At 35.1% G+C, this 21373-nt stretch carries 13 protein-coding genes; 9 read left to right on the top strand and 4 right to left on the bottom strand.

The genetic code is table 11. The annotated features are described in order from the left end of the window. Positions 1-330: 330 nt before the first annotated feature. Positions 331-1209 carry a DnaJ C-terminal domain-containing protein gene (locus HHU12_RS14860; RefSeq protein WP_169657538.1) on the top strand — a complete coding sequence of 293 codons (879 nt, stop codon included), beginning with the start codon at positions 331-333 and terminating at the stop codon, positions 1207-1209. A gap of 334 nt (positions 1210-1543) precedes the next feature. Here HHU12_RS14860 and HHU12_RS14855 read toward each other — a convergent pair whose 3' ends face one another. Both HHU12_RS14855 and HHU12_RS14850 read right to left on the bottom strand, forming a co-directional pair. Then, positions 1544-2449: an IS1595 family transposase gene (locus tag HHU12_RS14855; protein WP_169657537.1), complete on the bottom strand. Its 906-nt coding sequence runs from the start codon at positions 2447-2449 to the stop codon at positions 1544-1546. A gap of 183 nt (positions 2450-2632) precedes the next feature. After that, on the bottom strand, positions 2633-3652 hold the full coding sequence (locus HHU12_RS14850) for a bestrophin family protein (protein ID WP_169657536.1): 1020 nt from the start codon (positions 3650-3652) through the stop codon (positions 2633-2635). Between the two features lie 499 nt (positions 3653-4151). On the opposite strand from HHU12_RS14850, the gene HHU12_RS14845 reads away from it, so the two are divergent. Continuing rightward, positions 4152-6713 (top strand): TonB-dependent receptor, encoded by a 2562-nt coding sequence (locus HHU12_RS14845; RefSeq protein ID WP_169657535.1) that lies wholly within the window; start codon positions 4152-4154, stop codon positions 6711-6713. Between the two features lie 18 nt (positions 6714-6731). Further along, complete coding sequence (locus tag HHU12_RS14840) at positions 6732-7868, top strand: hypothetical protein (protein WP_169657534.1); 1137 nt, start codon at positions 6732-6734, stop codon at positions 7866-7868. Positions 7869-8401: 533 nt separating this feature from the next. Here the strand turns inward: HHU12_RS14840 and HHU12_RS14835 are convergent. After that, a complete protein-coding gene (locus tag HHU12_RS14835) occupies positions 8402-13054 on the bottom strand; it encodes a choice-of-anchor tandem repeat GloVer-containing protein (RefSeq protein WP_169657533.1) in 4653 nt (1550 codons plus the stop codon). 437 nt (positions 13055-13491) lie between these two features. Between HHU12_RS14835 and HHU12_RS14830 the strand changes: the two genes are divergently transcribed. The 5 genes from HHU12_RS14830 to HHU12_RS14810 all read left to right on the top strand — a co-directional run bounded on the left by HHU12_RS14830 (position 13492) and on the right by HHU12_RS14810 (position 19946). Further along, on the top strand, positions 13492-14742 hold the full coding sequence (locus HHU12_RS14830) for an alpha/beta fold hydrolase (RefSeq protein WP_169657532.1): 1251 nt from the start codon (positions 13492-13494) through the stop codon (positions 14740-14742). 39 nt (positions 14743-14781) lie between these two features. After that, complete coding sequence (locus HHU12_RS14825) at positions 14782-15150, top strand: alpha/beta fold hydrolase (protein ID WP_169657531.1); 369 nt, start codon at positions 14782-14784, stop codon at positions 15148-15150. Between the two features lie 42 nt (positions 15151-15192). After that, complete coding sequence (locus HHU12_RS14820; RefSeq protein WP_169657530.1) at positions 15193-15489, top strand: GNAT family N-acetyltransferase; 297 nt, start codon at positions 15193-15195, stop codon at positions 15487-15489. A gap of 483 nt (positions 15490-15972) precedes the next feature. After that, on the top strand, positions 15973-18063 hold the full coding sequence (locus HHU12_RS14815) for a T9SS type A sorting domain-containing protein (protein WP_169657529.1): 2091 nt from the start codon (positions 15973-15975) through the stop codon (positions 18061-18063). Between the two features lie 323 nt (positions 18064-18386). After that, positions 18387-19946 (top strand): arylsulfatase, encoded by a 1560-nt coding sequence (locus tag HHU12_RS14810; protein WP_169657528.1) that lies wholly within the window; start codon positions 18387-18389, stop codon positions 19944-19946. A gap of 85 nt (positions 19947-20031) precedes the next feature. Here HHU12_RS14810 and HHU12_RS14805 read toward each other — a convergent pair whose 3' ends face one another. Beyond that, positions 20032-20706: a hypothetical protein gene (locus HHU12_RS14805; protein ID WP_169657527.1), complete on the bottom strand. Its 675-nt coding sequence runs from the start codon at positions 20704-20706 to the stop codon at positions 20032-20034. A gap of 235 nt (positions 20707-20941) precedes the next feature. On the opposite strand from HHU12_RS14805, the gene HHU12_RS14800 reads away from it, so the two are divergent. Next, positions 20942-21373: transposase (locus tag HHU12_RS14800; protein ID WP_169656040.1), on the top strand; the 432-nt coding region annotated here is incomplete at its 3' end.

Raw genomic sequence — 21373 nt, 5'->3', positions numbered from 1 at the left:
CTCCCTGCCTTAATTCCATTTTTAACCACTGATTTTCAATACCATATAGTGTTATTTTGTAAATATTTCGTAAATTCTATTAAACATAATATATTTCTTACGTATCTATATTTATGTGGGATAATTAACACCCTGATTATTGTTACAACTAAAATTGTGGTTAAAAGCTATCAGAATTAAAAAACTTTCTCTATTGATTTTTAGTATTAATGCTAACTATAATTTTATATTCGTGATCCAATAATGGGCAAAGAGGTTTTTATACCTTTTTGATCAAAAAATCCCGTTTTTAAATAGGTCAAATTAGAAACAATCAGATAAGAATCAACAATGGAATATATAGATTATTATGAGGTGCTTGGAGTAGACAAAAACGCAACTCAAGCAGAAATAAAAAAAGCATACAGAAAATTAGCTCGTCAATATCACCCAGATAAAAATCCTGATGACGAGGTGGCGAAAAAGAAATTTCAGCAAATTAATGAAGCCAATGAGGTGTTGGGTGATGAAGAAAATAGAAAGAAATACGATAAGTACGGTAAAGACTGGGAACACGCAGATCAGTTTGAATCACAAGGCTTCGGTGGCGGAGGATTTGGCGGATTTGGTGGCTTCGGTGGAGGTGCCCAAGGAGGTGGTGATTTCTCCGATTTCTTCAACTCTATGTTTGGAGGTGGTGGTTTCTCTCAAAGACCTAAAAAGGGAGGTGATTACAAGGTAAATGTTACTTTAGATATCCGTGATATTTACAAAACTGAAAAGCGTACTTATAAAATAAATAATAAAAATATCAGAGTAACAGTTCCTGCAGGTATAGCAGATGGTCAGGTCATTAAGATTCCGGGCCATGGTAAAGCAGGTATTAATGGCGGTCAGAATGGTGATTTACTGATTGCTTTTAAAATCACGAACAGCACTGATTTTGATCGTAAACTAAATGATCTTTTCAAAACAGTGGATATTGATTTATATACTGCTTTGTTGGGAGGTGACATTACAATAGACACGTTTGACAGTAAAGTGAAATTGAAAGTCAAAGAAGGAACGCAAAACGGTACAACGGTAAAACTGAGAGGTAAAGGTTTCCCTAAATACAAGCAGGATGAAGTCTTCGGTGATTTGTATATCACTTATAATGTGAAAGTTCCAACTTCGCTTACTGATGAACAAAAAGAGCTGATCGAAAAAGTGAGAGAATTGTCAGAATAAAAGAATGACTAAAATCAGTTCTTTTGTTGGATTAAGACGTACAATTGTTTATAATTGTGCCATTAAAAACCGAATTACATTCTCTTAACTCCAACGACAATGATAGCAACAGCGTATTTGGAATATGCAGCAATGGGCTTTATGGTACCACCGTTAGTAGGTGCTATTGCTTATGCTCTTATCACGTTAAAGAAAGACAAAGTTTAGTCTTTTGCGTTAAAGGATGAAGGCGTTTGAACACTATGTTTCAAACGCCTTTATTTTTATATAAGCATTAGGAAAAAAGTTATGGAACTTTTTTAATGAAGAATTAAGAATATGCTTATCCGCAAGTTTAACAGTACTGATGACCAATCGCAATAATTGCTCTATCAAATAACTTATCACCGAAATACCTTCTATTAAGTTTATAGCAAAACTCGTCAAGGTAATTTTGCAGATATTTTGCTTTCATATGATGATATAAACCAAGAAATGTGCGTTTTGCATTACTTATTGCAATATGAACCCAGCCCAATTTATTTTTTGAATATTCTTTTGTAGATTTTTCAGCGAAATGGTATTCTACTAGATCCTCTATATCAACATAAGATGTACTTTTGTCGGAAAAGACAACAGATGTATCCTGAATATTTTCTTTGACACATTCGTTAACTGCATCTTTCAAGTGGCTTTCTAATACCTTCATTTTAAAGTATCTACATTGGTGACTTGTAGTATCAGTATCTATATCTTCTATAGGTACAGACTCTGCCATAACAGCTACATTTTGTTGTTTTTGGCTACCTTTACCTCTCTTTAAATCCGTAGATTCTGGAGCTCCAGTTGTAAAATAACCTTCATCAAATTCAACCATATCTTCCAATACATAAAGTCCGTCTCTTTTCCCCATTGCTTCTCTTATTTTATGCATCATACGCCATATGCTCTCATATCGAGAATGATTTAGTTGACGCTTGACTTCATTAGCTGAGATCCCTTTCTTGGTCATTGTCATATAAGCATTCGCTAAATACCACTTACGAATTGATAACTTACTACCATGCATTATTGTTCCACTGCGAAGAGTCGTTCTGAAATTACAAGAAGAACACTGCCACTGTTTGATAGCTTTTAACCAATAATGCTTCTTACAACCGCATTTTTTACAAGTTATACCTTCTTTTTCACGAGTTAATCTAAAGTGATTAATACACGACTGCTCATCAGGAAATTTTTCTGTAAATTCTATTATTTTCATAACTTCTAATTTGAGTTCTGAAACTAAATTAGAGGTTTAGAACATATTCTTATTACGTACTGTTATTTAAGCGGATAAGCATAATTAAGAATGTAGAATTATGGTTCGCAAAATGGTTTTTAGGATGGTTATTAAGCCACAATAAGAACCATAATTCTTCATTCTTCATTAAAAAGGATTCGCTTACATTAAAATATGACCATGAGGTTTTACCTTCTCTGGTAATTCTTCTTTCCCCAACATTTCTTTCAAATCAATCTCAATAGTATTACAAAGACTCGTCATTGGTGTATCAAAAGCTAACCCTTCAAATGGATTTTCAGCAAAATCACCCACCAATTCCATTATAAAATAAATACCTCCCACAATTGTTGTAAATGGTATCGTCAACCATACAAGCCCCTCTCCCATGGCACTGAATTGAGAAACCATTCCAAATGGCAATAAGAATACAATCAAAACTGTCAATACAAAAGAAGTATTAGCATACTGACGGGGTAATGGAAAGTTCTTTATACGCTCACACTTTCCTTGTTGAGTGTAGAGGTCCTGTAGTAATTTTTGCAGCTCCACATGTCTGAAATCATCAATCAAGCCCTTCTCTCTCAATTCCAATAACCTTTTAGATTGATTACTGATAATTTGGGTACAAATATTTTTTCTTTTTAGTAATTCATCGACCTCATTATCTTCAATAAACATTTTCAATTCATCTTCTTCTGAAAGTGAAGCAAATTTATCTCCCAAATTTTTCCTCACTTCATTCGATAATTTATGAGAATGCTCCCAAGGTTGAGGTTTCCATAATTGTCTACGGAGGCGGTAAGCCCATGCGATATGTCTAAGTATTAATTCCTTATGAATCTGATAAAGTTCTCCCTCTTCCAATGGCTCTCCCTTAACAAAAAGATTTGAAGTATAATCTCTTGCCAATATCCCCCATGTACGGCTGCTGTTAATAATCGCTCCCCAAATTTTACGGGCTTCCCATGTTCTTGCATAAGCCGAATTGTTCTTAAAACCCACATAAAAGGCCACGGCAGTACCCACAATCGATAAAATAGACCACGGGAGTTTTATCCATGTCATATGAAAATACTCATAAAGAACTACGATAAAAGCGCCGTAAAGTGCGAGAAAAAGAATAGGAGTAAATGCTTTATGAAGAAAGACTTTGAAGTTTATATTCCTGTTAATGTACATTTGTTTTGTAGCGTTTGGTTATTAATGTCAAGTAATCATATAAATTAAAGAAAACCTATTATTAGGGCAAAAGGTTAAAGGAATATTTTAAGTAAGTACTAAATCAAAAATAAATCATAGTTAATTCTAATTTATTTTTTGTGAGTACAACGCTAAAAAACGTATTAATAGTGGTTCTATTAAAAGTTTTTTGAAGGAAGTAATCGCAAAACAATAAATAGAATTAGTATGAGATAATTTTGAATTTGTACTTATTATACTATTGATTTATTTACAACACAACTAAACTTCTAGTCTCTTTTTGAAGAGTAATCATTGTTATTATACTATATATTTGGGCACTTTGATGTAATAATTTAAGGTTATGATTTTACTTTTTCAGCAAGTATAGAATAGAATCATAATGAACTTCTAAGAATTAGTTAAATTAATATTAGCTGTAAATGAGGCAGTATATTTAAGGAAAACTAAAACAAAATTTTTATACCTACTATTTCTTATGAAGAAAGCTATTTTGCTACTCCTTTGTATAATCACTAGTGTTTCACTATATGCTCAGGAAGTAACTACTGTAATAAAAGGTACAGTGATAGAAAAAGATATAGATCAGCCCGTAATAGGAGCATCTATTGTTATTAAAGGAACTACTATTGGAACCACCTCAGATTTTGATGGTAATTTTAGCTTAAAATCAATTAAGTCTGGCAATGTCACTTTAGTTATTTCATTTGTAGGAATGCAACCTATAGAACAGGAAATCAACTTAGACGGGACTCAAAAAGACCTTGGTGAATTAATGATGGCTTCAGATGCTATTGGTCTTGCAGAAGTGGAAGTCGTCGCCTCAGTGGCCATAGACAGGAAGACTCCGGTTGCCGTATCTACTATTAAGCCAGAAGCACTTGAAGAGAAATTAGGATCTCAAGAGTTTCCAGAAATTCTGAAATCAACTCCGGGGGTTTACGCCACAAAAGCTGGTGGTGGATATGGTGACAGTAGAATTAATTTAAGAGGATTCTCTTCTGAAAACATTGCCGTAATGATCAACGGTGTTCCTGTCAACGATATGGAAAATGGTGCTGTTTACTGGTCAAATTGGGCTGGTTTAGCCGATGTTACCAGGTCGATGCAAGTGCAAAGGGGATTGGGAGCTTCTAAAGTAGCCGTCCCTTCTGTGGGTGGTACTATCAATATCTTGACGAAAACTACGGATGCTCAAAAAGGAGGTAATATCTTTTACGGTATTGGAAATAATGGCTACAACAAAGTGGCCTTTACGGCTTCTACTGGTTTGACGGATAATAATTGGGCAATTACAATTTCTGGAGCACGCACCGCTGGACAAGGCTTTGTAGATGGAACTCAATTTATTGGCTACTCTTATTTCGCTAATATTTCAAAGAAGATCAATAACAGCCATCAATTGGCCTTTACGGTATTTGGAGCTCCACAAGTACATGGTCAAAGACGAAATAAAATGCTCCTCTCTGATTATAAAGAGTCTGGAAGAGGTATAGTTTATAATGGTGATTGGGGCTATAGAAATGGTCAGGTGGCTAATGTAAGAGAGAACTATTATCATAAACCTCAAATGTCATTGAACTGGTACTGGAACATTAATGACAAAATGGATTTAGCCACTGTGATTTATGCTTCAATTGGTAATGGCGGTGGATCTGGCGGTGCCGGAGTAGACAAATTTTCTCCTACTTTAAGTAACCCTTGGAGAAGAGATGGTGTGATTGATTTTGATAGAATTGTCGATGAAAATATTGCACGAGGACGTCAGGGTTCTGAAACCGTATTATATAATAGTGTCAATAACCATAAGTGGTACGGAGGTCTTTCTACTTTAACCACTCAATTATCAGAGTATATTAATTTCACTGGAGGTCTTGATATCAGATATTATGAAGGAAATCACTACCGTGAACTAAGAGATCTTTTAGGCGGACAATTTTATACTGATCCTGCTGTTGGAGGTGCCGAATCAGGAGCTGTGGGAGCTGTTCCAAGAGCTGTGAAAGTTGGTGATAAAATCCAGTATAATAATGATGGAAATGTATGGTGGCAAAGTATCAATGCACAAGCTGAATATTCTAAAGACAAGCTCTCTGCATTCCTTTCGGGGTCTATCTCCAATCAGTCTTTCAGAAGAGTCGATTTTTTCCAGAAAAGACCTGAAAACCAGAAAACAGACTGGCAAAACTTTTTTGGATTTAATATCAAAGGAGGAGCGAATTACAATCTAACTGATGTTCATAATGTATTTTTTAATGCAGGTTATTTCTCAAGACAACCTTTCTTCAATAGCGTCTTCCCTACTTTTACGAATGATGTAAACGAAGGTGTAGTAAATGAAAAAGCATTAAGTTTTGAAGTAGGATACGGTTATAGAGGAAAAATTGTATCTGGTAATATCAACTTTTACCACACCACATGGAAAGATAAATATTATAGAGCATCTATTCCTGTTGGAGGTGTTTCTTACTCTGCCAATATTCCTGGTATTGATGCGGTACATATGGGCGTAGAACTTGACTTTATTGTTAGACCAACAGATAAATTAAGCATAACAGGTATGCTTTCCGTAGGAGATTGGAAATGGGATAAAGATGTGCTTGGTGTTCCTGTTCTGGATGATACGCAACAAGTGGTGGGTATTGTAAATGTTTATGCCAAAGGGATTCATGTTGGTGATGCCGCTCAGACAACGGCCGCTTTGGGATTGAATTATAATGTGATTGCAGGGTTGAAAGTGGGTGCAGACTGGAACTTATATGACCGTCTTTTTGCCGATTTCAATGTTACCCAAATTAATTCACCTGAAAATAGTCAAGACTCATGGATGGTGCCTACCTACAATCTATTCGACTTAAATGCTAGCTATAAGTTTGGAATAGGAAGCCTTGATGCTACTTTTTACGCGAAAGTAAATAATGTATTCAACGTCAACTATGTCTCTGATGCATTTGATGGTGCTTCTCACAACTGGGATACAGCCTTAGTATTTTATGGAGCAGGTACTACCTGGACCACAAGTATCAAATTAAACTTCTAGTCATTTATACCAGAAATTATGAAACAGATTTATAAATATATAGGGGTAGTTTTAGCTTTGATAGCTGCTAGTGCCTGTGACCCTTTGAAGGATATTAATGATCAAATCACAGACGGGCGACCCTCTGAGAATTTTGACTATACCTTAACAGAAGACGATTATGATTTGTCATGCAGTGAAGCAGTACAACGTTTTAAAAGTTTCAGTCAAGATGTTCCTCCTGATAATGACACCTGTGGGGTGGCTCAAATTTTAGATCAAAAATTCCTTGGGGTAGCTGGAGATGTACTCAATGCCACTTATGATTATTATAACCCACTTTATAAAGGAACTACTGTGCAGTATAAAGCAAATCAGGCTGATTATGATCGATTTGGCCAATATGGTAATCTTAACCTCACCCAATCCATTATAGTATGTGATTCTATCTTCACTCTGACATCGGGTAAAACAGCTGTAAAAACAGATGTTGTAGCGCTTACCGCTAATTATTATGATGGTAGAACTACCCACAATGATACGCTTATTGAATATATCTCTTTTGGCAGTCCAATATGGCATCAGATTTATGTCTTGCAGACCTCTGATTATGAATTAATGGAGCAAGCGACAAATCCCAACTTTTTCACCAGTAAGAGTAATGCCCTTCATAGAATTCCCACTTGGCTGAAACAACACGGTGACCCTTATGCTAATGCTGGTGATACAAGAATAATCCAATATACTGTAAGAGAATTCAATGATCAGGGGACGGCTGAGTATAAAGATTATGTGGCACAGTTTGATTATAATGGAGCTGAATGGGAAAATATATCTGATACTTCTCCTCAAACTTCTGCCTTCAAATGGTCTGCAGAGAATTCGAACTGGGCTATCTCCCCTGTTTATACTTTCACTCGACAACCTGATGAAACTGAACCTACTGATGGAAAAGAATACACGCTTACTGCTTCAGATTATTCTTCTGTAGGTGAATCGTTCCCTAACTTTGATACAAGAAATAATACGCAAGAAGATATTGACAGAAAGATTGGGATCATATTGAATTCTCAGTCTGAAGTGAATATTGAAGAAAATGATAATATAAAAGTTAATTACGCCGTCTACCCTAGTGGTTCAGCCCCTACAGAAGGCGTCTATAAAGCAACTTTGTAACTACTATCTATCTGATCTTTTTAAGAGGGAGACACTGTAATGGTGTCTCTTTTTTTTTCAAACTAATACTCTGTAAACTAAAGTACCGTCAACTTTCAATTGATTTTCTACAAGCTTTTCATGTTCTACTTTCAAGCTTCCTTCTTCTTCATTTTTCCATTGATGAAAAACGAAGCAAAAAATCTAGGCTGTGAAGGCAAAAGCTAAATTCCATTCCTCTCGCCTAAATGATTTTAAACTCGCTAAAGCTCGAACAAGAAAATCATTTTTAACGGCTCAATACATGAAATTCTTAACGCTTTTCCCTTCAAGGCCGGGAAAGTACTACATAAACATTGTACGTACCAAAGGAGAAATGTTATATAATAATCTACTAAAATACAGTGTTGTAAGGATGTTGTATTGCAACGTCCTCGCTGACCACAATACACAAGCATTTACCCTTCAAATACTTATTTTATTATGCACAAAAAAACACCTCCCTATAGCCTATAGAAAGGTGTTTCATTACTAAATGGATCTCTATACTATTCTCATTTTTGGATTAGAATAGAGTGAACGCCGTAGTTTTGATTTTCACTGAATACATCTACAAAGTACTTACCATTACCCATTTTATTAAGTTTAATATCTTTTGGCTTTCCTGTGTATTTTTTCACAATTCTACCTTGAATATCTCTAATTACAATGGTGATAATATTCTCCTCCATACCCGTTAGTGATAGTTTATCCTTAGTCGGGTTTGGATAGGCAATAATTGAATTACTTAGTTCACCTTCAAGAGAGGTTGGATCAAACTCTATTCGTATCACTGCTGTAGTCATGGTAGATGCCCCACATTCATTAACAGCTTGTACACCTACATTATGATCTCCTAAGTTAGATTCCCTTACCGTAAATTGAATGGATTGTTCATTATTTGCACCAATCACCACTGCATCTTGTGGAATAGTCCATGTATAACTTTCAGCTCCCATTACATTTGATGCCATCATTGTTACTGTGTCATTAGGGTGAATGATGTCTGATGAAATATCTATTCCTGAGACTGTTGGCTCACTTGGAACGGCCACGGTTAATGTTGCTGAGTCTGCCAAACTACATGAATTTGTTACTTCAACAGAAACATCTACTGTATCAGAAGTAACATCACTCATATCTAATGTCAACAGTTTTGTACCCTGCCCCGAAATTACAATAGCTTCAGATGGGAAACTCCACACATAACTTGTTCCTCCTGTACTTTCAACAATGAACGAAATCACTTCATCACCACAAGTCAACTCTCTATTGGCTGAACAAGAATCGATATGTGGAACTTCTACTACAGTAATATCTACATTTGCAGAAGGTACTACATCACAATGACTGACAGATGAAGCCACTACATTATACGTTCCAGAAGCTACATTTGAGAAGTCAACCTCAATCACTGTTGAATCACTTACAGATCCACTGACCAAAGTCGCTCCAGTTGGTAATGTCCAATCAATGGGATCATCGGCATTATCAGTGGTTGCTGTAAATACACTGGTATTTCCACAGATAGTAGATTTTGATGAAGTCAATCCATGAACAGGTGGTACGTGAGGCACATAAACTGCTATTGAGTCGGTCACTGTGATATTACAGTTGTTTTGAGTAGAGAAATGGATCATTGCAGTATCTGCTGAATAAGTACCAAAATCTAATGTAATAAGGTCTGATGCCTGACCGCTGATTACATTTGTACCTGATGGCACTGTCCAGTTGTATGAAGTACCAAATAAAACATCAGCTCTAATGGTTAAAACTTCATTACTACAAGTCAATGCTCTACTAGCTGTTAAAGCATTTACAATTGGTTTTTCCGATATATCTACAATCATCGTATCGCCTGGACTGAAACCGCAATTTGATTTCCCTCTAGCCACTACTGAATATGATCCTCTGCTAGTACCGCCAAATGCCACTTCTACCACAGATGAATCCGCTTTCGTTTGATCTACAATATATGCTGTTGGAGGAATTGACCACGCTATTTTTTGACCTATATAAGAAGTTGATGCAGTAAATGTTAAGGTATCACCCACACAAATGGAATTACTACTCACTGATATTGCAGGCTTGCTGTTTGGATCCAAAAGAGTGAAAGACAAAGTATCTGTTACTTCATTTCCACATCCATTAAATGCATGAGCGATAATTTGATGTGCTCCGAATTGCTCATTGGAAACATCGATTTGAATATTATCTCTATTAGAGTTTGCATCTAGCAATACAATATCTGTAGGCAATTCCCAATAAAATGAATCCACATGTGAGTAAGAAGATAAAGTCAGGCGTGCATGTTGTGTTGGGCAATGTAAATCGACTGTACTTTTAATATCTCCAATTGTGGGTTGAACGTATTGGTGAATATTCCATGATAATGTATCTCCATATTGATAAGCAGATGTTGCATTTGGATTATAAGCAACGACACTAATAGTCGTTGATTGCTCTAAATTCATAGGTACACCACTGAAGTCAAAAGTAGCACTATCTGCATTAGTCATTGAAGGTACCAATGTCACATTCGAATCAGAAGACCACCACTGAAGGCTACCTCGATTATAATCATACACTTTGAAAGTTCTTGTAGTAATTGTACAGCCTAAAGTGTCAGCATTTAACTTATTACCTGTAATTGGTGATAATTGAATAATATTTGTTGACGTTAAAAGAGGACTAATACCTGTGCTTTCCTCTAAAGTATACAGTAATTCGAATGCATTAGAATTTGCTCTATCAATACTCCAAAAAGTCCCGTTAAAAACGGCCGTTCCTCTTTCTGCTCCATGGTCTGCATTTGACGTATAACTCCCTATATTTCCACCTTTAGTAAAACCATAGATTTTATTATTATAATAAGCCAGGTCAGCCATTGGGAACCACCCGTCTGTACTATCATTAGCAGATGAATTCAAATCCGGATTAAAACCTGTTTCTGGGAATTCTTTAATAATATGTGATGTACCAATTCTATTTCCGTTTTCTCCCATTGGGTAAGCTAAGATACATCCCAATGTTGTTGGGCTATTGTATTCTGATGCCATTACTAAAGTATCAGGAGCAGCGTTTGCACCTGGAAGAATGATCATACGGCCTTTCACACCTACACCACCTTTTCCTGAAGCTCTGACTGCAATTCTTGATCGATAACCACTAGTAGATGTGAGAGGATCAATAGTATACTCATTTGTGATAGTCCATGGTGAAGTAGATACATCTAATTTAATGATTGTTCCGCCATGTGTATTTGGTAAACTTTCACCTGACCCTTGAGTAGCATAATAGTAAGTGTTATCGTCCTTTTTGGTTACTGCTGTTGAGAATAAATATCCCCAATCCCAAGCTGCATCACTATTATCAGTATTCCTCTTCGTTATTAAATCAAATAATTTAGTAGTCTGACCAGTTGTTAAATCATATGTATATATTGAATTCGTATATGTAAATACTAGCTTACCTTGAATTTCAATTATTTCTCCAATTATATTATAAGGCGCTTTTTCATTGGCTTCATATAATCTATTTGACAATCTACCCGTAAGCACAGTCACAGAATCTAAATCATCATTAAATTCAACTAATCTATCTCTATAGAACAATGAGTCTACCTTAATATTATAAGCAGTAGCACCCGTTCTTTCAATGGCATAGTATTTCCCATTTGAAGCTAAGAATGCACCATTGGAGTACCCTTGTTTTGCTAAGGTGTTATTACCCGTTGAATACAAATGACCGATTGAACCTGTTGATGGATCAAAAGTAGCCAAGGTACCATAATTTTGAATGCCTCCATCTCGGTTTGAGAATGTATATTTTCCATCCTTAAATGGGGTTAATCTTGTTTCAGGAATAAAACCTGTGTCTGATCCAAAATTAGCGATCACTTCCATTTTATTCGTTGCTATTTCATATTTAAAAATAGCACCCTGTTCACTTCTACCACCAAATTCTGCAATTCCCCAAACGGTCCCTCCATTATCATCGGTAATAATAAAATATTCTGAAGGGTAAGATAGATCTTTAAAATGATAGAGCTCTTTATATTTTCCATGTCTATCCACTTGATAGATAACACCTCTATCAGGACTAGAAAATGATATTGTAGCAGGCTGTGTCATACCAATTAGATCATTTCCATTTTGTACTAAACCAGATATAGCTGTTCCGTTTGCATGACTAAAGGTAAACTCTTTCGTAACCTTTTTATCATCAGGTAAGATAGTTACTAAAGTACCTACTCCCGCACCACCATCAGCAAAAGACCTTGAATAAAAATCTCCAGAGGTGTTTCTAAATACACCTGAAAATTTGGAGCCTTTAAAATCTATATCCCTTACTACACTAATTTCATGGATAAAACCACTTTCAGCATCAACTTCATAAAAACCACCTCCACCAAATTGTGAAGCAGAGTTGGCTACAATCAATCGATCCCTACCTTGTACATTACGGTGAGAAAGAGCACCGGAAGCATATTCATATCCATAAGGATTGCTACATAGTATTCTAGCATCATTAGTATCTAGATTGTATTCTAATACACCCCCAACAGAAATATTTGATCCTGATTCACCATCAAATATTGTAGCATACAATTTATTATTCAACTTATAAAATCCACCTCCCATTCGTCTAATCTTGAATCTATCAGTGAAATTTATGAGAGGAATTAAACGGGTAGGATCACTGAGTTTAATAGCAAAGCCAACATCCTCTTTACTGCTTCTTCTCATTATACCATACAGAATCTGGTTATGCTCCACCATATTATAAATTGGATAATGATAATTATAGTCAAAAGAGAATAATTGAGTTACAGTATTTGTTGCAGGATCAATTCTGAAAAAGATACCACTATTATGCTCTCCACCTTCTTCGGTATGTCCATAGATATAGCCATCAGACGCTAAAATCAACGAACTAAAGTCACCCGGACGGCCTGTAAATGATTCTCCATGATCATAAAATTCTGGAGGTGTTCCTGCTGGAGATGATAAATTGTAAATAGAAATACCACCAGCATTTTGAATTCCACCACTAGAGTTTGTATTCATCAAATAAGGCTGGGCATTCGTTGAAAGGGCTGTAATCAACAATACTAGAAGGGAAAACAATGTAGATTGAAACTCCCTTAAAAAGTAATTTACTTTCATTGGTATAAATCAATAATTGGTTTTAGGTTATAATTTTGAGTAAGAATACAAGATTCCATACCCATTATAATTTAACCATTCTCTTCAAAACAGCCATTACTACAGAAAAAAAGAACTAGGTTTTCTACTATTGTTTAATCAAATCTATCAAAAGCAACAAGAATAATTACACAGTGTTAAGAGAGTAGTAATTATTAGTTTTAAAATAAGCCTTTGGAATTTCATTGATCTTAAAAAATAATATTTCACTCAAGATATTTGACCTTCAAATGAAAATAAAGGTCTATATAAATGACCATCTTTATTATGATGGAAAGTGAACTATGATCATCGATTTATCAAAACTATTTTGACAAAAAAATTTAGAATAGAAGACAGTTTTGGGTGAATCAAATTCGATTAGAATTATAGCCTTTTAAACTAAAATATAACAATCTATGCCATCAATAACTTATCTCCACTTATTGTTTCTGTTATTATTCAATGTAAAAGTATCCGCTCAAATTATCCTTTCAGGGCAAATATTGAGCAATAATGATACTTTAGCATATTGTAATATTGGAATCCCAAACTCTCCTTATGGTACGGTCTCAAAACTTGATGACAGTTTCTATCTTGAAGTACCACAAACCTTTGAAGATAGTCTTATTATATTTTCAGCTGTAGGATATGAACCTGAGGCGGTAAACATAAAAAAGATTGCCAATAAAAATATCACTTTGAATCTTCATGAGGTTATTACCCAACTTAAAGAAATAGAAGTTAGAGATGATCAATTTAAAAGTAAAATCATTGGTAAAAAGAAAAGACCTATGCTTTCTTTCTCTCATATGATTGATGAAAATGAGCCTGCAATTGAATATGGAAACATTTTTAAAATTTATAATACTACTTTTTTAGAGGCCTATAACTTTCATATCATTACAAGTTCTAAATATGAGGAGGTTACTTTAAAGCTTAATATTTACAGTGTGAAGAATAATATACCTGATAAAATTATTAATCAGCTTAACCTCATTTATAAAACAGATAGTGTAGGGTGGCAAAATGTTGATCTTCAAAAGTATAACCTTCAGTATAATGGATTAGATGAAATTGCTATTGTTTTGCAACTTGTTGATTTTAAAAAGCTGGATGACAATGTTTTTGTTTTTGGTGTATCAGCGGTAGGCAGTGGAAATAACAAGCTATTTTATCGTAAACAAAGTCAGGCGAAGTGGGAACATAAAAAAGGAGTTTTCCTTTCAAATATAAAAATAAGTTACAGTAAGGAAGGTCAACTTAAAGAAAAAATAGAGAATGAGCCGCCAGAAGAAGATGAATTCATAAAAGATGATTGGACCCAAGAATATTTGAAAAAACATCAGTATTATGAAGAAACTGAAAAGTCTACTTTTGGTAAAGATTTATCAAAAGGCAACCATGTTGAAGTTGAAGGTGGTAAATTTACTATGAAGTCTATGGTGATGGTCCTCCTCTTCTTTTTATTGCATGGTAATAAAGGTAGTATTTCGGAATTCTATAAACAGATACCTGCTCTTTCTAAAAAATATAAGGTCATTGCAATTGATACACGGGGGCAAGGGAAAAGTGTAAACATCAACAATCAGGATTACAGTTATCAACTTTTTTCTCAAGACTTGTATCAATTTATCATGAAACTTCAATTAAACGGGGTCAATATTTAAGGATGGAGTGATGGAGGTATTACTGCATTAATTTTTAATATGACATACCCTGAATTGGTAGACAAAGCGATTGTTATTGGTGCAAACTTGAATCCTAAAACCATCAAAGCAGAAACGATCGAAAAAGTGAAACTAAGATTGGAAAACAATCCGAAAGATAGTTTGGCACAACTAATTCTAACACAACCCAATATCAACCCTAAAGCATTAAATACAATACCTAATGAAGTAATGGTAATTGCAGGTGAAAATGATGTTATTAAAATTGAACACACTCAATTAATTCATTCATCCATTAAAAATTCTAAACTATGTATCATCCCCAATGCAACGCACTATGTTCCATGGGAACAAGCAACCATCATTAATAAAGCTATTCTTGACTTTCTTATGAGGGCATCAGAATAAAAGTAGTAACTTAAGTAATAAACACCATCAACCTAAAAACCTATGGAATATCAACTGATTAATAATAAAGAGAAAAAACGATATGAATTTAATATCGATGGAGAAATTGCCCATGTAGATTATATGTTGGCGAGAGGTAATATCTATTTGACACATACTGAGGTCCCTTCTTCATTAGGCGGGCAAGGTATTGGTTCAAAACTAATTAAGAGTGTTTTGACAGATGTAAAGGAAAATACAGCGTTCAAGCTTTTCCCACTTTGTCCTTTTGTGGCCGCCTACATTAAAAAGCATACTGAATGGAAAGCTATTTTATCGGAGCTTGTGAATGTTGAATAATAACTACCCCTAAGTGTTTATAAGAAAGAAGAGAGTAAGTTCTCTTCTTTTTTTGTGTCATTTTTTTTAAAAACTCTATTTATTACACAAACAATACATTCAGCCCTTCAAAAGAATAAGTGACATTTCTAAAGAAGGCAACATCTACTCAAAAAAGTAAAAATAAATCAAGCTAAAGAGAAAGTACAATAATAAGTTTTGCAGGATTTAAGTCATTTTGTATCAATTAGTTACAATAAAATACAAAATCATTACATCTAAAATAAATCTTCAAAAAACTGAAATTATTAGATATGTACAATAATTAAATTCAAATACATCAATTTTGATTCAAATAATACAATAAAATGAAAAATAAGACCACTAAAAATAATCACATTGGCCACAAAATCTCACACAAATGCTTTCCCTAAAATATATCCTAAATAAAAGTTAAACCGTTAGAGAAACCGAACCTAATTTACACCTATACTCACTGAAAAAATGAAAAAGATTTTATTATTGTTACTCCTAATTTTAATAGTAAAAATTAATATTAACGCCACAACTTACTCGATATCAGAAAGTGCTTCGGGATTCATTTATATAGGAACAAAAGGAGATTTATCAGATTTTGTTGACGAGGATGGCAACTCATTACCCTCATGGACAGGAGGATATAATATTAGAATTCAATCAGGAAAAAATGTTTATATCGGAAATAATTCTTTTGACCCGGATGTGGTGATTGACACATTATTTTTAGATGGAACAATTAATAATACTGCTTATAGAACTACGACACATTTTGGGACTATAATTGTGTCAGGGACTGGAAATTTTAATGCAGATAATCACTCGGGCGGACGTTTATATGTTAATGTTCAAGATATTGTTCTTGAAGAAGGAGCTGAATTTTCTGTACCATCTGTTGGTTCAAGTAGCTATAGTGGTCTGAATTGGTCAGGAAGTATTTCTGTAGAAGATAATGTAACTATTAATACGGGTGGTGCTTCCAATAACCTCATCACTCTGTCACAAATCAACAGTTTACCAGGTAATAATCCTAAAACAGTTGCTCAAGGTACTTTAGATGCAATTCCATCCAACATTAATTCAGTGGTTTTAAATGGCAATACAGCCATTACAACTGATTTATCATCGTCTGATGTAAATATATATACTGAAGGAAACGACTTAGTTATCGCTAATACCATTAATAGTGACGTGACTATCTTTGCCGATTTAACTACAAATACCAATCCTTCGGTAGACCTATCGTTTGCAGGTACAGCTTCGGGAACTGTAACGTTAGCACCTACCAACAACAGAGTAAGATCTGTTACCATGAATACAACCTCTACTGTGGGGGTAACATTGGGATACAAAATTGACGTTGTGAACTCATCTTACAACTTTGCTGCTTTAACCCTTTTAAATGGGAAGCTAATTACTTCAGAAACCAATGTACTAACGCTTGATGAGTTCTCATATGTTGCCAACGCAGTGTATTCATGGTCAGGTCATGCTTCTGGAGGATCAAGTAATTCTTATATCGAAGGACCTCTTGCAAAAGAGATCGATTATAATGCAACATTAAAAGCCGCTTTCAGTATTTCTGGAAATGACTTCTTCTTAATGTTTCCTGTAGGTAAAAACGGAACGCTTAGAGAAGCAGGATTAGGAATTCCTACGGCTGATACAAAAACGACTTTCAGAGTAGAATACTTTAACTCGGCTCACCCGAATAACAGAAATATCGATCCTTCTTCTACTGTGGATGTAGTGAGTGAGTTTGAATACTGGAACGTTGATAGAATTTCAGGGGCAGCAGGTGCTGCAGTGACGCTAACATATGACACAAATAGCGGTTTACAAAATGCTCATATCTTAGATGCGCAAGTAATGCACTACAATGGTTCTTTGTGGGAAGATCAAGGTAATCAATCGCAACATACAGTGGGTGATGATGCCGGTACATTGATGTCAGGTTTAGCTTCAAGTTTCTCTCCATTCACTTTGGGAGGTTCAAACAACCACGACTTGCCAGTAGAGTTGACTTATTTTGAAGGAGAGAAAAACACTGATGGATCGATTTCATTGTATTGGGAAACAGCATCAGAAGTTAATAACAGTCACTTTGAAGTGCAAGGTTCTAGAGACGGACGTAACTTTGAAATTTTAGGTCAGGTGGAAGGAAATGGAAACTCAAATTTATCAATTGAATATGCTTTTGATGTTTCACAAGAAAGAACGGCCAACTATAGATGGTACAGATTAAGACAAGTGGATTTTGATGGAGCGTATGAGTACTCTGAAACAATTCAGGTGATTTCAGATCAAATTACAATCCAAGAGTTAAACATCTACCCTATTCCTGCACAGGGAATGATACATACAAAAATTATTTCAAGTGATGAAGTAGAAATCTCATCTGCTTATATCCTGAATGCTTATGGTATGATGGTCAAAGAAATAGATACACATCACTTAGAAGATATCAATATTGCAAACTTACTGGATGGAGTTTACTTCTTAAGCGTAACAACAGCAAAAGGTACTAAAGATGTAAAGAGATTTATTGTTAGAAATTAAGTGGGATTATATATATGTTAGTTTTTCAGTTGAGTGTAAAACGACTACTATTTTAGTAGTCGTTTTATTTTTTTGTTTTAACACAAACTTATTTTAAATCTCAAAACTTTATTTTCAACTCCCTAAAAATCCAATTAAACCGACATTTTTAGTCTTCATATATGAAATTAAGTTAAATAAAACAGTGTTTTACTTTCGTTATCTTAGCAAACGCTAAAAAACTAATCTTGTTCAATATCAAACAACGTACATTTGAAATGTAATAACAAAGTACTCCACTCTATTGACAAAAAGGTGTTATTACATTTACAACAATAATTGATATGAAAAATATATTACTAACAGCGTTAGCCGTATTATTCGGTTTAACGGGATCGACCGCTTTTGCCAAAAAAGCACCAAAGAAGCCAAATTTCTTAATCCTTTGGGGTGACGATATAGGGATGTATAACCTTTCTTACTGGAACAGAGGTATGATGGGTTACAAGACACCAAACATCGATAGAATCGGTGAGGAAGGTATCGCGTTCACGGATTATATGGCAGAACAATCATGTACAGCAGGACGTTCATCATTTATCACAGGACAATCAGGTATTCGTACAGGTATGACTAAAGTAGGTCTGCCGGGTGCGGAAAAAGGGCTTACAGATGACACTCCTACACTTGCGGAGTTGATGAAAGCACAAGGTTATGCTACGGGTCAATTTGGTAAAAACCACTTTGGCGACAGAGACGTTGACCTTCCAACGAACCACGGTTTTGATGAGTTTTTTGGTAACTTATACCACTTAAATGCGGAAGAAGAGCCAGAATTACCAGACTACCCTCAAGATCCTGCCTTCAAGAAAAAGTTTGGACCAAGAGGTGTAATCCACTCTTATGCTGATGGCCGTGTTTCTGATACAGGTCCATTGACAAAGAAAAGAATGGAAACAATTGACAACGAAGTAATGGGCGTTGCTCAAACGTTTATCAAATCTCAGGTAGAAGCTGAAAAGCCTTTCTTTGTATGGTTTAACACTACACGTATGCACTTCAGAACGCATATCAATGAAGACGAAAAAGGTTTATCAAATGGCCAAGGTATTTATGCTGACGCAATGGTTTCTCATGATCAGGTAATTGGTCAAATGCTAGATTTCATTGAGGAGTTAGGTGTAGAGGAAAATACTTTCGTAATGTACTCAACGGACAACGGTCCTCATTACAATTCATGGCCAGATGCTGCGGTTACTCCTTTCCGTGGTGAGAAAAACACAAACTGGGAAGGTGCTTACCGTGTACCTTGTTTCGTGAAATACCCAGGTCATATTCCTGCAGGTCAAGTTTCAAACGGTATGGTTTCTCACTTAGACTGGGTACCAACAATCTTGCACTATGCGGGTAATGAAACAATCAAAGAAGATTTATTAAAAGGTGGCGTAAAAGCCAATGGTAAAGAGTTCAAAGCTCACTTAGACGGTTATGATTTAGTAGACCACTTAGCGGGTAAAGAAGAATCACCTCGTCATGAATTCTTATACTTCAATGATGACGCACAATTGACAGCCATCCGTATGGACGATTGGAAAGTAGTATTTATGGAGCAAAGAGCACATCAAATGGCCGTATGGTCAGAGCCTTTCGTTCCACTAAGATTACCAAAAATCTTCAACTTACGTCGTGATCCATATGAAAGAGCAGATATTGATTCAAATGCGTATTGGGATTGGTATTTTGATCACGTACCGTACTTATACATGGCACAAGATAAAGTGGGAGCTTTCATGAATACATTAGTGAAATATCCTCCTAAACAAAAAGCGGCTTCCTTCTCTGTAGATCAAATCATAGAAATGATCATGCAGCAAACAGAAGCAACAAAGGCGGCGCACAACTAGCTCTTTTCTGATCGTCATATACACACCCCTCTTACGGATTTCGATTTGTAAGGGGGGCTTTTTATTTTGAAAACGAGTAATAATTTTACTCATTAATAAAAGGCTCTAAAAAACCAATCAATTGCGTTCCACCATGTGCCCATCGAATTCCATGCCCTGAAGCCACTCTAGCTTCATACACCAATTCATGTTTATAATGAAAAAACACATTCCACCACGTTTTCTGATTCAGCATTTGATGAATTAAATTTCTCACATATTCTTCTTTGTCAGAAGGCGAACCTTTCACTTCACCCCAAAAATTATCGGAATGCCTTCCTGCATGTTTTTCCCACGCTCTTGTCGCCACACTGATTTGTGTATTGAAAGGAGCAAAAGCACTTTCAATTAAGGTGCTCTTTAATGGTGGAATCCCACTTCGGTCTGTAATGCTAGCAGAAGTAAGTCGCTGTCCCAAAAGAAGTAATAAATACCGGTCAGGCAATGCCTCTATTAATCTCACGAAGCTTTCAGTTTGAGCTAGATCTTCCCCTTCTAAATCTCTCATTGATTGGTGTATAGTTTCCGTAATTTCTTTCCAATCTGGAATTATTTCGTCCTTAAAATAAGGTTGACGCTCCATGGAGAAAGAAGCATCCAAAACCAATAAAAGGTTAGAAAATAAAATCTCAAAATGCTCGTCTTCTAATAGGTTATTATAGTCCTGTCGCCACTTTGTGGAAAACTGTTCTTTGGTAATTTGATGGTTCTTTATCTTCATTCTAAATTTATAAAAAGTGCATAAAGATAAGAAATTGGCACTATTTTTAACCAATCCACAAAGAAGCCCATTCAATTAACATACTAACTTGTAAACTATTAAAACACTGATGGGCAAATTATTTAATTAAAATTTTAGGTATCTAAACTTAGATCGCCCTAAATAGTAAAACGTACTTCTGTTACGGTTAACTGATTTACATTAGTGTAAAAGTAACCAAACAACCAGATGTATTATGATCAATTTTGAAGGTTTTGACGATAGAACATTTTATTCAACATTTCAAAAAGAAGAAGATTGTCTTGAATATTTATCGACACTAAAGTGGAGTGATCATTACAAATGTAGGAAATGTGAACATACAAAATATATGAAAGGTAAAAAGTTGCATTCTAGACGTTGTCAAAAGTGTAAATATGATGAGTCTGTTACAGCTCATACCCTATTTCATAAGCTGAAATTTTCAATTCTAACTGCTTTTGAATTCATATTTAAAGTTAGTTGTGATAAGAAAGGCATGTCCACTTTAACTTTAAGTGAGAAACTGTCCTTGAGTTATCAAAGCTGTTTAAATTTCAGACGTAAAGTACAATATTCTATGCAAAGTAGTTTACAGCATCCTTTGAAGGGGTATGTTGAAGTAGATGAGTTTGCTGTAGGTGGGTAT

The organism is Flammeovirga aprica JL-4 (assembly GCF_012844305.1).
Taxonomy (GTDB): domain Bacteria; phylum Bacteroidota; class Bacteroidia; order Cytophagales; family Flammeovirgaceae; genus Flammeovirga; species Flammeovirga aprica.
Note: the sequence above shows the minus strand (reverse complement) of the source record. Positions and strands in the feature narration are given on the sequence as shown.